General features: G+C 70.8%; 16 protein-coding genes. 10 read left to right on the top strand and 6 right to left on the bottom strand.

The annotated features are described in order from the left end of the window. Positions 1–26 precede the first annotated feature (26 nt). From glgX to IEZ06_RS03380, 4 genes are all read left to right on the top strand, one after another. Positions 27–2,132 carry a glycogen debranching protein GlgX gene (gene glgX, locus IEZ06_RS03395; RefSeq protein WP_189235173.1) on the top strand — a complete coding sequence of 702 codons (2,106 nt, stop codon included), beginning with the start codon at positions 27–29 and terminating at the stop codon, positions 2,130–2,132. A gap of 82 nt (positions 2,133–2,214) precedes the next feature. Continuing rightward, complete coding sequence (gene treY / locus IEZ06_RS03390) at positions 2,215–4,485, top strand: malto-oligosyltrehalose synthase (protein WP_189235172.1); 2,271 nt, start codon at positions 2,215–2,217, stop codon at positions 4,483–4,485. Positions 4,486–4,488: 3 nt separating this feature from the next. Then, positions 4,489–6,219: a malto-oligosyltrehalose trehalohydrolase gene (treZ, locus tag IEZ06_RS03385; RefSeq protein ID WP_189235171.1), complete on the top strand. Its 1,731-nt coding sequence runs from the start codon at positions 4,489–4,491 to the stop codon at positions 6,217–6,219. 137 nt (positions 6,220–6,356) lie between these two features. Then, positions 6,357–6,815, top strand: a complete 459-nt coding sequence (locus IEZ06_RS03380) for a GNAT family N-acetyltransferase (protein ID WP_203871809.1) — start codon at positions 6,357–6,359, stop codon at positions 6,813–6,815. A gap of 18 nt (positions 6,816–6,833) precedes the next feature. On the opposite strand, the gene IEZ06_RS03375 is transcribed toward IEZ06_RS03380, so the two are convergent. From IEZ06_RS03375 to IEZ06_RS03355, 5 genes are all read right to left on the bottom strand, one after another. Beyond that, positions 6,834–7,478: a DNA alkylation repair protein gene (locus IEZ06_RS03375; RefSeq protein ID WP_189235379.1), complete on the bottom strand. Its 645-nt coding sequence runs from the start codon at positions 7,476–7,478 to the stop codon at positions 6,834–6,836. Positions 7,479–7,587: 109 nt separating this feature from the next. Beyond that, positions 7,588–8,238 (bottom strand): SRPBCC domain-containing protein, encoded by a 651-nt coding sequence (locus IEZ06_RS03370; RefSeq protein WP_189235170.1) that lies wholly within the window; start codon positions 8,236–8,238, stop codon positions 7,588–7,590. After that, entirely contained in the window at positions 8,235–8,684 is a 450-nt protein-coding gene (locus IEZ06_RS03365) for an ArsR/SmtB family transcription factor (protein WP_307811653.1), read from the bottom strand. Before IEZ06_RS03365 ends, IEZ06_RS03370 begins: the two co-directional genes overlap by 4 nt. 163 nt (positions 8,685–8,847) lie before the next feature. Continuing rightward, positions 8,848–9,309, bottom strand: a complete 462-nt coding sequence (locus tag IEZ06_RS03360; protein ID WP_189235169.1) for an ATP-binding protein — start codon at positions 9,307–9,309, stop codon at positions 8,848–8,850. Continuing rightward, positions 9,306–9,680, bottom strand: a complete 375-nt coding sequence (locus tag IEZ06_RS03355) for a hypothetical protein (protein ID WP_229797750.1) — start codon at positions 9,678–9,680, stop codon at positions 9,306–9,308. Before IEZ06_RS03355 ends, IEZ06_RS03360 begins: the two co-directional genes overlap by 4 nt. Before the next feature lie 242 nt (positions 9,681–9,922). Between IEZ06_RS03355 and IEZ06_RS37070 the strand changes: the two genes are divergently transcribed. The 5 genes from IEZ06_RS37070 to IEZ06_RS03335 all read left to right on the top strand — a co-directional run bounded on the left by IEZ06_RS37070 (position 9,923) and on the right by IEZ06_RS03335 (position 12,166). After that, a complete protein-coding gene (locus IEZ06_RS37070; RefSeq protein ID WP_268245572.1) occupies positions 9,923–10,057 on the top strand; it encodes a hypothetical protein in 135 nt (44 codons plus the stop codon). Then, positions 10,054–10,749, top strand: a complete 696-nt coding sequence (locus IEZ06_RS03350) for a DUF5753 domain-containing protein (RefSeq protein ID WP_189235168.1) — start codon at positions 10,054–10,056, stop codon at positions 10,747–10,749. Before IEZ06_RS37070 ends, IEZ06_RS03350 begins: the two co-directional genes overlap by 4 nt. Beyond that, the gene (locus IEZ06_RS03345; RefSeq protein WP_189235167.1) at positions 10,740–10,940 is read left to right on the top strand and encodes a DUF397 domain-containing protein; all 201 of its coding nucleotides are present in this window, start codon (positions 10,740–10,742) and stop codon (positions 10,938–10,940) included. Before IEZ06_RS03350 ends, IEZ06_RS03345 begins: the two co-directional genes overlap by 10 nt. A gap of 139 nt (positions 10,941–11,079) precedes the next feature. Next, entirely contained in the window at positions 11,080–11,733 is a 654-nt protein-coding gene (locus IEZ06_RS03340) for a DUF433 domain-containing protein (protein ID WP_189235166.1), read from the top strand. After that, positions 11,714–12,166, top strand: a complete 453-nt coding sequence (locus IEZ06_RS03335) for a PIN-like domain-containing protein (protein ID WP_189235165.1) — start codon at positions 11,714–11,716, stop codon at positions 12,164–12,166. The genes IEZ06_RS03340 and IEZ06_RS03335 overlap by 20 nt, the downstream gene beginning before the upstream one ends. Positions 12,167–12,319: 153 nt before the next feature. Here IEZ06_RS03335 and IEZ06_RS03330 read toward each other — a convergent pair whose 3' ends face one another. Beyond that, positions 12,320–13,129, bottom strand: a complete 810-nt coding sequence (locus IEZ06_RS03330; RefSeq protein WP_189235164.1) for an SAM-dependent methyltransferase — start codon at positions 13,127–13,129, stop codon at positions 12,320–12,322. Positions 13,130–13,308: 179 nt separating this feature from the next. Here IEZ06_RS03330 and IEZ06_RS03325 point away from each other — a divergent pair. After that, positions 13,309–13,913: RNA-guided endonuclease InsQ/TnpB family protein (locus IEZ06_RS03325; RefSeq protein WP_189235163.1), on the top strand; the 605-nt coding region annotated here is incomplete at its 3' end.

The raw sequence follows: 13,913 nt of genomic DNA, 5'->3' as shown, positions 1-13,913 counted from the left end.
TCTCCACACCGCTGAAGGGCGGTGAAATGATCGAAATCTGGCCTGGTGACCCCTATCCTCTCGGGGCCACCTATGACGGCGCGGGGACTAACTTCGCGCTCTTCTCCGAGGCCGCGGAGAAGGTCGAGCTGTGCCTGTTCGACGACGAGGGCGAGGAGACCAGGGTCTCGCTCACCGAGGTCGAGGGCCACGTCTGGCACGGCTACCTGCCCCGGGTCGGCCCGGGGCAGCGGTACGGCTACCGCGTGCACGGCCCCTACGACCCGGGCGCCGGGCAGCGCTGCAACCCCGCCAAGCTCCTCCTCGACCCCTACGCCAAGGCGATCGAGGGCGACGTGGCGTGGGACGAGGCGGTGTACGGCTACCGCTTCGGGCGGCCGGACAGCCGCAACGACGCGGACTCGGCGCCGTTCATGCCGCGCTCCGTGGTGATCAACCCGTTCTTCGGGTGGGGGCACGACCGCCCGCCCGCCACGCCGTACCACGACACGGTGATCTACGAGGCGCACGTCAAGGGCCTCACGATCAACCACCCGAAGATCCCGGAGCGGATCCGCGGCACCTACGCGGCCATCGGGCACCCGGAGATCATCGACCACCTGACCGCGCTCGGTGTGACGGCGATCGAGCTCATGCCGGTGCACCAGTTCGTCACCGACCACATGCTGGCCGACAAGGGCCTGGCGAACTACTGGGGCTACAACACCGTCGGCTTCTTCGCCCCGCAGAACACCTACTCCAGCAGCGGCCAGCGCGGCGGCCAGGTGCTGGAGTTCAAGGCCATGGTCAAGGCGCTGCACGAGGCGAACATCGAGGTCATCCTCGACGTGGTCTACAACCACACCGCCGAGGGCAACCACCTGGGCCCGACGCTGAGCATGCGCGGCATCGACAACGAGGCCTACTACCGGCTCGTCGAGGACGACCGGCGCTACTACATGGACACCACCGGCACCGGCAACAGCATGCTGATGCGCTCGCCCCAGGTGCTCCAGCTGATCATGGACTCGCTGCGCTACTGGGTCACCGAGATGCACGTGGACGGCTTCCGGTTCGACCTGGCGGCCACACTCGCCCGCGAGCTGCACGAGGTGGACCGGCTGAGCGCCTTCTTCGACCTGGTCCAGCAGGACCCGGTGCTGTCGCGGGTCAAGCTCATCGCCGAGCCGTGGGACGTCGGCCCCGGCGGCTACCAGGTGGGCAACTTCCCGGCCCGGTGGACCGAGTGGAACGGCAGATACCGCGACACGATCCGGGACCTGTGGCGGGGCGAGCCCGCCGCGCTGCCCGAGTTCGCCTCGCGGCTGACCGGCTCCAGCGACCTCTACCAGGACGACAGCCGCCGTCCCGCCGCCTCCATCAACTTCGTCACCTGCCACGACGGCTTCACCCTCACCGACCTGGTCTCCTACAACCACAAGCACAACGAGGCCAACGGCGAGGACAACCGCGACGGCACCGACGACAACCGGTCCTGGAACTGCGGGGCCGAGGGGCCCGCGACGCTGGCCATCGAGTCGCTGCGCGAGCAGCAGAAGCGCAACTTCCTGACGACGCTGTTCCTGTCGCAGGGCGTGCCGATGCTCTCCCACGGCGACGAGCTCGGCCGCACCCAGCAGGGCAACAACAACGTCTACTGCCAGGACAACGAGCTCAGCTGGGTCGACTGGTCCGACGTCAGGGAGAACTGGCTGCTGCTGGAGTTCACCCGGAAGCTGGCCAAGCTCCGCGCCGACCACCCGGTCTTCCGGCGGCGCCGCTTCTTCTACGGCCGGCCGGTGCGCGGGTCGGAGGACGAGCTGAGCGACATCGCCTGGCTCACCCCGCAGGGCAAGCGGATGACCGACGACGACTGGAACGTGGGCTACGCCAGGTCGCTGGCCGTCTTCCTGAACGGCGAGTCCATCACCGAGCCGGACCGCCGGGGACGGCGCATCACCGACGACTCGTTCCTGCTGCTGATCAACGCCCACCACGAGACCATCAAGTTCACGATCCCGGAGGATTACGGCGACATGTGGCTGACGGAGATCGACACGGCGATGCCGATCACGGTCGACACCCCGCTCGGCCGGGCGGGGGAGGCGGTGCCCGTGGCGGGCCGCTCGATGCGGGTGCTGCGCCGTGTCTGAGCCCGTGTCTGAGCCCGTGTCCGAGCCCGTGTCCGAGCCCGTGTCCGGTTCCGCGTCCGGCACCCGCCCCGCTTCCGAGTCCGTGTCCGCCGTCCGGGCCGCGCCGGTGTCCACCTACCGCCTCCAGCTGACCCCCGACTTCGGGTTCGACCGGGTCGCCGAGCTCGCCCCCTACCTGCGCGACCTCGGGGTGAGCCACGTCTACCTCTCGCCGATCCTGCAGGCCGTGCCCGAGTCGCGGCACGGCTACGACGTCACCGACCACTCGCGGATCCGCGAGGAGTTCGGCGGGGTCGAGGGCCTGCGGGCGATGGCCGCGACGCTGGCCGACCACGGGATCGGCATCGTGGTGGACATCGTGCCCAACCACATGACGGTCCCGGTGCCCGAGTCGGGCAACGCGCCGCTGTGGTCGGTGCTCGCCGAGGGGCGGGCCTCGCCGTACGCGTCGTGGTTCGACATCGAGTGGACCGGCGGCAGGGTGAACATGCCGGTGATCGGTGACGACACCGAACCCGTGGTGGACGGCGACGTGCTGCGCTACCACGACCACGTGTTCCCCTACCCGGACACCCACTACCGGCTGGTCGACTGGCGGCGCGGCCCCGGCTACCGGCGCTTCTTCGACGTGTCCTCGCTGATCGGCCTGCGGGTGGAGGACCCGGAGGTCTTCGACGCCACCCACCGGGTCGTCCTGGACCTGGTCCGCGAGGGCGTGATCGGCGGCCTGCGGGTCGACCACCCCGACGGCCTGGCAGACCCGCGCGGCTACCTGGCCCGGCTGCGCGCCGAGTCGGGCGTGTGGACGGTCGCCGAGAAGATCCTCGTCGGAGACGAACGGCTCCCGGACGATTGGGAGTGCGACGGCACCACCGGCTACGAGGCGCTGAACCGGATCACCGGGCTCTTCGTCGACCCGGCCGGGAAGGAACCGCTGGTCGAGGAGTTCGTCCGGCGGACCGGGATGCCGCGCGACTACGCGGAGGTGGTCTACACCGCCAAGAAGCACGTCCTCGACCTGTTCTTCGGCGCCGAGATCGACCGGTTGCACGCGGTCGTCGGCACCGACCGCGACACGCTCGCCGAGCTGCTGGCGGCCATGCCGGTCTACCGGGCCTACACGGTCCCGAGGGAGCCGGTGCCCGCGGCCTCGGCGGCGATCGTGGAGGCGGCCGGGGAGCTCGCCGCCGCGCGACTGCCCGAGGGCGCGCCCGTCGCCGAGACCGTGGAGAAGGTGCTGTACGGCCCCGCCGAGGCCGTCGTCCGGTTCCAGCAGACCTGCGGCCCGGTGATGGCCAAGGGGGTGGAGGACACCGCCCTCTACCGGTGGTACCCGCTGGCCTGCCTGAACGAGGTGGGCGGCGAGCCCGACCGGTTCGGCGGGCCGGTGGAGGAGTTCCACGCGTTCTGCCACCGGATGGCCCCGGGCACGATGACGACGCTGTCCACCCACGACACCAAGCGCTCGGAGGACGTCCGGGCCCGGCTGGCCGTGCTCTCGGAGCTGCCCGGCGAGTGGACGGAGGCGGTCGAGGAGTGGTCCGCGAAGGTCTCCTTCGACCCGGCGCTGGACTACCTGGCCTGGCAGAACCTGATGGCCGCCTGGCCGATCGACCCGGACCGCTTCTTCGACTACCTGTTCAAGGCGGCCCGCGAGGCCAAGACCGCGATCTCCTGGGCCGCGCCCGACCCGTCCTACGAGAAGGGCCTGCGGGCCTTCGTGGAGCGGGCGATCGGCGAGTGCGGCCCCTCGATCGGGGAGTTCGCCGCCCGGATCGAGCCCTACGCCCGGTCCAACTCACTGGGCCAGAAGCTCGTCCAGCTCATGATGCCGGGCGTGCCGGACCTGTACTGGGGCAACGAGATCACCGACTTCTCCCTGGTGGACCCGGACAACCGCCGCCCGGTCGACTTCGGCCTCCGCGCCTGGATGCTCGCCGGGGACGGAGCCCCCGGTTCGCCCGGCGCTCCCGGGGCCGCCGGGTCTTCCGGATCTACCGGGGCCGCCGGACCGGCCGGGTCCTCCGGGGCCGGCTGGTCCGAGTGGGACGCCGCCAAGCTGCTCGTCACCCGGCAGGCGCTCGGCCTGCGGCGGCGGATCGACCCCGCGGCGCCGTACGTCCCGCTGGAGACCGGTGAGCACGCGGTCGCCTTCGCCCGCGGGGAGCGGGCCGTGGCCGTGGCGACCCGGCTCCCGGTGGGCCTGGAGCGGCGCGGCGGCTGGGGGAGCGAGACGCTCACGCTCCCGCCCGGCCACTGGCGCGACCTGCTGTCCGGTGCCGAGCACACCGGACGCATCCCCATGGCCCATCTGCTCTCCTGCCACCCGGTCGCACTGCTGGAAAGGGACTGATCGATGTTCGAGGTGTGGGCGCCGCAGGCGGGCGCCGTCGAGGTGGAGGTCGACGGGACCCGGCACGCGATGCGGCGCGGGAACGGCGGCTGGTGGTCGGCGGAGGTGCCGGGGGCCGGCCACGGCACCGACTACCGGTTCCGGCTGGACGGCGGCGACCCGCTGCCCGACCCGCGCACCCGCTGGCAGCCCGAGGGGATCTTCGGACCGAGCCGGGTCTACGACCACGACCGGTTCACCTGGAGCGACGACCTGTGGAAGGGCCGGGCCCTGCCCGGCTCGATCGTCTACGAGCTGCACATCGGGACCTTCACCCCGGAGGGCACGTTCGAGGCGGCGATCGGCAAGCTGGAGCACCTGGTGGCGCTGGGCGTCGACTTCATCGAGGTCATGCCGGTGCCGCCGGTCCCGGGCGGGCGCAACTGGGGCTACGACGGGGTGGACCTGTGGGCCGTCACCGACAACTACGGGGGCCCCGACGGGTTCAAGCGGTTCGTGGACGCCTGCCACCGCCAGGGGCTCGGCGTGATCCTCGACGTCGTCTACAACCACCTCGGGCCGTCCGGCAACTTCCTGGCGCCCTTCGGCCCGTACTTCCACTCCTCCGCCTCCTCCTTCTGGGGCCAGGCGGTCAACCTGGACGGCCCCGGCTCCGACGAGGTGCGGCGCTATTTCATCGGCAACGCGCTGCAGTGGCTGCGCGACTACCACGTCGACGGCCTGCGGCTGGACGCCGTGCACGCGCTGCACGACGACCGGGCCGTGCACTTCCTGGAGGAGCTGGGAGGAGAGGTGGACGCCCTGTCGGCCGCCGTCGGCCGCCCGCTGACGCTCATCGCCGAGTCCGACCTCAACGACCCCCGGCTGATAACCCCGCGCGAGGCCGGCGGGTACGGCCTGGCCGCGGCCTGGAACGACGACGTGCACCACGCCCTGCACGCGGCGGTCACCGGCGAGCGGCACGGCTACTACGACGACTTCGCCGGGGCGCCGTCCGGCTCTCCGGCCGCCGCCCTGGCCAAGGTGCTGACCTCGGCCTACTACCACGACGGGACCTACTCGTCGTTCCGGGGCCGCTGCCACGGCCGCCCGGCCCGGCACGTGCCCGGCCACCGGTTCGTCGTCTGCGCACAGAACCACGACCAGATCGGCAACCGGGCCGAGGGCGACCGGGTCGACCCCGAGGCGCTCCGGCTGGCCGCCGGACTCCTGCTGACCTCGCCCTTCACTCCGATGCTGTTCATGGGGGAGGAGTGGGGGACGCGCACGCCGTTCCTGTTCTTCACCGACCACGTCGAGCCGCAGCTGCGCGAGGGCGAGGCCGACCGGCGGCGGCGGGAGTTCGTCGGCTTCGGCTACGACGACTGGGCGGACAAGGCCCCCGATCCCGGCGAGGAGCTGACGTTCCTGCGCTCCAAGCTCGACTGGAGCGAGCTGGAGCAGGATGCGCACCGCGCCCACCTCGACTGGTACCGGGCGCTCATCGCGCTCCGCCGGGCCCACCCCGACCTGTCCGACCCGCGCCTGGACCGGGTCCGGGTGGAGCACGAGGGCTCCTGGCTGGTGGTGCACCGGGGCGCGTTCCGGGTGACCGCCAACCTCGGCCGGGCCCCGGTCGCACTCCGGGTCCAGCCCGCCGAGATCGTCCTGGCCTCCGACCCCGGCACCCACCTCGACGGTGACGACCTGACCCTGCCCGCCCGCTCGCTGGCGGTCCTCAAACTGACCGCCTGACGGTTCCGCCGGCCTCGCCGGGCGGAGGGCCCCGCCGCACAGGCGGAGCCCTCCCCCGGCGAGAGCGGCGACCGGGCGGAGGACTCCGGCGGATCCGGCGGATCCGGCGACGCCTGCCAGGCTGCGACAATCATGGGATGCGCATCGCGGACATGACACTCGACGACGAGGCTCTGGCGAAGGAGGTGCTGGCCGTCCAGCACGCGGCCTACGCCGTCGAGGCGGAGATCATCGGAGACGACCGCATCCCCGCCCTCCACGAGACCCTGGAGGACCTCCGCGCCGAGCCGCTGACCTGGCTGGGCGCCTTCGACGGTGACCGGCTGGCCGGGGCCGTGGCGTGGTCGGAGACGGAGGACGAGGTGGACATCGACCGGCTCGTCGTGGATCCGGGAGCGCACCGGCGCGGCATCGGAAGGGCGCTGACGGGGGAGCTGATGGCGCGGGCGGGCAGGCGCCGGATCACGGTCTCCACCGGCAGGGCGAACACGCCCGCCCGCGCGCTCTACGAGCGGCTCGGGTTCGGCGGCGCCGAGGACGTCGAGGTGATCCCCGGGCTCTGGATCACGAGGTACGCCCGCCCCGCCGAGGGCTGACCGGCCTCGGGCGTCCGCCTACCCGGCGTGCCGCCGGCGCACCATCTCCGTGATCCAGACGGGTGCGAACGGAGACGTGCAGTTCGGCGGGGTCGGGTAGTCCTTGAGCACCTCCAGGCGTTCGCCGATGCCGATGGCGCGGGCGCGGTGCTCGGCGTGCTCGATGCCGATCTGCGCCAGGCAGTGGTTCATCGCCCACTGCAGGCGGTCCGGGGCGTCCTTCATCTCCGCCTCGATGACGTCGAGCAGTCCTGCGAGGTCGAGCCCTTCGGGCTGCTTGGCCACGCGCTCGGTGGTCAGCGCCCAGCCGGCGCTCGCGACCGCCGGATCCGGGTCGGTGGACCAGGCCAGGCGCAGCTCTTCGGCGTGCGGGTTCTTCTTCACCACGTAGTTCACGAGCCAGTCGTGCACCTTGGGGGTGCGCGCCTGGCGCACCATGGCGTCCAGTTCGTCACGCCCGAACGCCTTCGGGCGGCAGACCAGGATCGCCAGCAGCCGCGCCGCGGTGTCGCCCGTCTCCCAGAGGCGGCACGCGAGATCCTGCTGCGTCTTCAGCCGCTTGGCGAGCGCGCGCAGCCTGCCGAGGTTCACCCCGTGATCGTCGCCGTGCCTCTCGTTCACCTCGCGCGCCTTCGGGTCCTCCAGCGCCGCCAGCTCGGCCATCACCTCGGCCACCGTCGTCTCACTCACCTGAACCTCCTGTCCTGCGGCCCGGCAGCCGCACCGCGGGTGAGCGGGGTCGCCGCCCGTCGCCGGGCGGTGACGGGCCCGGTCACGACTCGCCGGCTTCGGGGGCGAAGTGCTGAACGCCGAACGCGACGGCCGCGGTGATGTCCTCGTCGCCGATGCCCCACGCGTCTCGGACGACCGCACCCCAGGCGTGGCAGCTGCGCGTCGCGAAGGCCTTCGCCTCCGGGGTGTCCTCCCAGGTGGCCGGGTCGACGTCCACGCCGCGCAGGTGAAGGTCCAGGCCGAGTACGGTGAGGTCCCAGCCGCCGCCGATGCCGATCGTGCCGCCCGGCCCGTACGTCCTGACGAGCTCGTCGACGATCTCGGCCGGCGAGGAGTGCTCCAGTTCGAAGGTGGTGCGCCCGTCGCCGGAGGCGGTCAGCCGGACCTCGACCTCGGTCGCCATGCCCTCGCCCAGCACCCACGTCACCTTGAGCAGGCGCGGCTGCTCGCACCGCAGGATCTCGCCGCCGGCGTTGTCCTTGAGCTGGAACGCGCCGCCGATCCGGAAGTCACCCTCGACCGGGCCCAGCCAGCGGCCGAGCCGTACCGGGTCGGTGCAGGCGTCCCAGACATCCTCGATCGGGGCGTCGTAGACCCGGCGCAGCAGCAGCGACCGCCCCGCGCCACCGGCGACCGGCAGGTCCCCGATCTCCCGGTGCGTGGCGTTGATCTGGTCGACGATGTCGATCACGTGTTCTCCTCGGTGTCGGTGTCGGTGTCGGTGTCGGTGTCGGTGCCGGGCTCGGTGCCGGGCTCGGTGCCGGGCTCGGAGGTCGCGGCGGGTTTTTCGCGGTCGTCGGAGGCCGGACGTCGTCCGCGTCTGCTCCGCGCCAGTTCGGTGGCCAGCGCGTCGAGCCGCTGGTTCCAGAACGGGCGGAAACGCTCCAGCCACAGGTGCGCCTCCTGCAGAGGTTCCGTCTCCACGGTGTAGAGGCGACGGGTGCCCTCCGCCCGGGACGAGGCGAAACCTGCCTCCCGAAGGACCCGGAGATGCTGGGAGACCGCGGGTGGCGAGATGCCGAACTCCGCCCGGATGACCTCGCTGATCACCCCGGCGGCCTGCTCGCCGTCGGCGAGCAGCTCCAGGATCCGGCGCCGGACCGGGTCACCGAGGACGTCGAAGGCGTGCACCCCCATACTGTTTCAGTCTGCACTTAATTAAGTCAAGGCTGAAATTAGGATCGAATCTCTCCGCGGCGTGAGACCTCCCTGAAGAGGCGATCTGCGGCTGCCCGCCGTACCCGTCTCCGTCGGTGATCGATCAGTTCGGGCGAACGGTGACGTCTCAGGGCGGGGCAGGTCAACGATCCGGAAGACGGAACCAGACCGACCCGCCCGCCTCGTCGCGGCGGTAGCCCCACTCCGTCGCGAGCAGATCCACCAGCCACAGGCCCCGGCCGCCGTCGTCGTCGGGCTCCGCGACCCGTACGGCGGGCACGCCCGCGGCCGAGCCGTCGTCGGTCACCTCGACGTGGACGGCTCCGGGAGAGAGAACCAGACGGACGGTCACCCGGCCGCTCGCCGTACGGCCGGAGTCGGAGTGCACGACCGCGTTGGTGGCCAGTTCGCTCAGCAGGAGCAGGAGGTCGTCGAGGACCGGGGCGGACAGGCGCCCGGACAGTGAGTCCCGGGCCCATTCGCGGGTTCGGGAGACGGACGCCGCGTTTCCCGGGAATTCCCGGTCCCAGGCGTTCCGGAGGGGGTCTGGGACCGGGAATTCCTTTCCGGGGTCGCGACGGCGGACCGGGTCGCGCATTCTCATGCGTTCACCTCGGCCATGATGATGTCGGCGGCGTTGTCGGCCTCGGCCACCACCCATTTGTCCCGCCGCCACAGCCGCGCCCACCACGGTCGCCAGGTGAACACCCAGCCGCAGTAACGCCGGATGACGGTGATGCGGACCGGATCACCGGCCGCCGTACGGACCTCCAGGACCGGCTCCCCGCCCGCCGGGAGGACCAGTGAGGCGCACACGCCGAGACCGTGCAGGTCCCAGCCCAGCCGCACCAGATGTGCGAACCTCTCGTACCGCTCGCCCGCCGTCATGGTCCCGCCCTTCCGTACGAGTCCGACGCCTCCGGCGTAGGGGAGAGGGCCGCCGGGCCGGTGCGCGGCCTGATCCGCGCTCCGCATTCCGCCCTCCACACCTCGCATTCCACCGGCCGTGTTCCGGCTGGAGGTGATGGACTGCTTTCTTTTCCGCGCTGTCCGGCGGAGAAGTCCTCCGCCTAGACTGCCTTTCCGTCGATTGATCGGTAATGGGGTCGGCAATCCATGCGACGCCCGATAATGACGGCCATCGGTGTGGCGCGGTGTGGAGCCGGTGTGGCCGATTAATCAAAAAGACCGTTTTTCTCTATTTGGGGAGGAATGCGATGAGCGTCGCGCCGTCTCTGGACCCGGGCTCGCCGCGCGTGCGGTTCGGCGCGGAGCTGCGCCGCCTGCGCGAGACCGCGCAGCTCTCGCAGGCCGCCGTGGCCGCCCGTCTGCGTGCACGCAGACGCAGGTGAGCCGCCTGGAGATGGCCACCCGGACCCCGTCGCGGTCGGACGCGGAGAAGCTGGACCGGCTCTTCGGCGAGGCCGACGGCGTCTCCTTCACCGGGCTCTACCAGCGCATCGTCTCCCGCCCCGGCGGCCCGGTCTGGTTCCGCGGCTGGGCCGAAGAAATCGAACCCACCGCCCTCGTCCTCCGCTCCTGGGACCCGCTGCTGGTCCCGGGCCTGCTGCAGACGGAGGCCTATGCCAGGTGTCTCTTCAGCCGAGAGCCCAGGATCACTTCAGAGGAGGTGGAAGAGCGTGTCCAAGCACGTATGCAACGGCAGCAAATCCTGGACCGGGACGCCCCTCCACTCATCCTCGTCCTCATCGACGCAGGTGTGCTGCGTCGACGGGTCGGTGATCCGGAAGTCATGAGAGAGCAGCTCGGCCACCTGCTGGAGGCTGCGAGCCGGCCCGCTGTCTCCGTTCAGGTGGTCGATCCGGAATGCCTTCCCGGGCTGGCCGGGGCCTTCATGATTGCCGAGTTGCCGAACGGCCATCCGGTGACGGTCCATGCGGACTCACCGGCCCAAGGGCAGGTCTCGACCGATCCCGACATCGTGACCGCTATCCAAAACCGATATGAGGCCGTACGACTGTGGGCCTATCCTGAGCACGTATCCCTCAAGATGATCGAGGAAGTGAAGCGGGAATGGACCTGAGCGCCGCCGTGTGGCGGAAGTCGTCCCGATCTTCAGGGAACGGCGGCCAGTGCGTCGAGGTCGCCGACAACCTGCCCAGTGTGGTCGCCGTCCGCGACAGCAAGGACCCCGACGGCCCCAAACTGCTGTTCACCCCCGCCGAATGGCGGACCTTCGTCGTCGGCGTCAGGGCCGGCGAGTTCGACCTCTGACTCCGACGCGCTCCTGCCCCGGCTGAGGACTGCGCCAGCAGCCAGCGAACCCGGGATCACACAAGAAGCGTGAGCACCGAGGGGATCTTTGCCATGATGACCAGGTAACGGCTCTCGTCGGTGCGGAGGAGGTGGAGCGGTGTCCTACGGCCCGAAGCTCGCGGCGGCGCTGTCGGGTGCCACGCTCCGCCAGCTCGCCCACTGGCGCAAGGCCGCGCCGGGGCGCGGAGCCGTACTGGTGCCGGAGATCTCCACCGTCAGGCCCGTCCTGTACTCGTTCCGGGACGTGGTGGCGCTGCGGACCTGCGTCAAGCTCCGTAGCGACGCCTCCCTGCAGAAGATCAGGAGGGCATTGGACACGCTCCGCGAGGAGTTGCGAGAGCGCGATCACCTGTCGGAGTACCGGTTGGCGGCCGACGGCAGCAGCATCTATCTGGTGGCCCCTGAGCAGGCGGTCGACCTGGTGCGGAGGAAGGCCAACATCGTCATTCACCAGATGGTGGATGTTCTGCGGCCGTTCTACCGCGACGGTCGCCACATCCCAGACCTGCTGCAACCGCGTGACCATGTCACGGTCGACCCGGCGGTCCGGGGCGGAGTTCCCGTGATCGAGGGCACTCGAGTCCCCTACGACGAGGTCGCCGCGCTGCTCCGGGACGGCGTGCCCGCCGAGCGGATCTCCGACTACTACCCGAGCGTCACGGCGACGGCCGCACGGGACGCCGCGGACTTCGCCGACTACGTCGACAGTTACGAATCTCCCAGGGAGCCGCGTGAGGCTGCTGCTGGATGAGAACGTCCCGAAGCCGCTCCGCGACGTTCTCTCCGCCTTCATCGTGAACCACCAGGTCGTCCACCTGCTCGACCTGCCGGGCTGGTCGGGAACCCGGGACGAGACGCTTTACCCGAGGGCGGCCACCGAGGGATTCCACGCGGTCCTGACCAATGACGGGCGGCAGATGCAACGTCACCGGGAGGTCGCCGTCATCGCGTCCTCCGGACTGCACCGGATCGAATATCCGCACAAGCACGGGGGGCTGGTGGGCATGGGCATCGCGGTCGCGACGATCACGGCCGGACTGCCCCTCGCGCTGGCTCTGCTCGACAAGGCGGACGGTCAGCGGCTCATCACCTTGCGAGGGGTCGATCCCACCCCGGGAAGCCGGCTGGGCGTGACCGATCCGGCGGTGGACCCGCCCAAGTTCTGGCCGGACTCCCGGATCTGAAAACGTGCCCCAGGGTGATCGAGGAAGGAGACGGGAATGGACCTGAGCGTCCTCTGACCCGATCCTCTCGGCGGATCTCCTGGCTCAAGCCGGGGAGTCGGCGACGGCGGCTGACGAGTCGGGGGACCACATGAGAAGCATGCGCATCCCCGCTCACGGCACCTTGGCGACCACGCCGAGGATGCCGGGCTTGCCGAGGTCGTACGCGGTGTCCTCCTCGAACTCCGGACGCCAGGCCTGGACCGGGACGATTCCGGGGTCGATCACCTCCAGGCCCTCGGTGTAGGCGGCGAGGTGGGCCGGGGTCCGTGTGGTGACCGATCCGGCGGTGGTGGCGCGGTAGACCGCCTTCGCCTCGTCGTGGGCCGCCACCGGACGGTCTCCGGCGTGGACGTGGGAGATCACCAGATGGCTGCCGGGGACCATGACCTCGCGGACCGCTGCGACGATGGCCGCGGCGTCGGCGTCGTCGGGGATGAAGTGGAGCATGGACAGCAGGATCACGGCCACCGGCTGGTCGAAGTCGATCCTCGCCCGGATCTCGGGGTGGTCGAGCAGGGCCTTGGGCTCGCGCATGTCGGCCTGGACGACGGCGGTGTGGGGGTTGTCCTCCAGCAGGGCCCGGCCGTGCGCCAGGACGATGGGGTCGTTGTCGACGTAGACGACCTTCGCGTCGGGGATGATGCGGTGGGCGACCTGGTGGACGTTCTCCTGGGTGGGCAGGCCGGAGCCGATGTCCAGGAACTGGCGCACGCCCCGTCCGGCGATCTCGGTCACGACCCGGGAGAGGAAAGCGCGGTTGGACCGGGCGTTGGCCCGTGACTCCGGGATCAGCTGGATGATCTTCTCCGCGGCCTCGCGGTCGGAGGCGAAGTTGTCCTTGCCGCCCAGGTAGTAGTCGTACATCCGGGCCACGCTGGGGATCGACGGATCGATCCCGGCCGGTGCCTGCTCGTCTTCCATCAGATCCTCCCGAGGGAACCGGCGCCTTCAGGCGTCGGGGGAATCGGGAGCGGGAGGGCCGCCGAGGCCCGAGCGTGCCCTGACCTGTCAGGTCCGCACATCATGGATATCCTTCCCGGTTTTACCGGCGCTAGCCGATATCGTGGTGCTGTCGTTACCGAACGTGAGGGGAGGTGGAGGTGCGCAGGTCCTACACGTTCCTGCTGCGCCCCACCGCCAAGCAGGCCGCCGCCCTCACCGCGTGCCTGGAGGACCACCGGCAGCTCTACAACGCCGCCCTGGAGCACCGCCGCACCGCCTACGCCAAAGCGGGCGTGAGCATCCGCTACGGCGATCAGTCCGCCGACCTGAAGCACATCCGCGCCGACGACCCCGGCGGGCAGGACCGCTGGAGCTTCTCCTCCCAGCAGGCCACCCTGCGCCGCCTCGACAAGGCGTTCGCCGCGTTCTTCCAGCGCGTCCGCGACGGCCGCACGCCGGGCTTCCCCCGGTTCAAAGGCCGCGGCCGGTTCGACACCGTCACCTGGCCCAAGGACGGCGACGGCTGCCGGTGGGACTCCCAACCCGGCCACCCGACCGCCACGTTCGTCCGGCTGCAGGGTGTCGGCCACGTGCGGGTCCACCGGCACCGCCCGGTCAAGGGGCGGGTCAAGACGATCAGCGTCAAGCGGGAGGGCTCCCGCTGGTACGTGATCCTGTCGTGCGACGAGGTGCCCGCCCAGGCCCTGCCCGCCACCGGAGCCGCCGCCGGGATCGACCTGGGGGTGGCCTCCCTGGTGACCAC

Source organism: Planomonospora antibiotica (assembly GCF_014647955.1).
In the GTDB taxonomy this organism is placed as follows: Bacteria; Actinomycetota; Actinomycetes; order Streptosporangiales; family Streptosporangiaceae; genus Planomonospora; species Planomonospora parontospora.
This window is presented reverse-complemented; position numbering and strand designations above follow the sequence as displayed.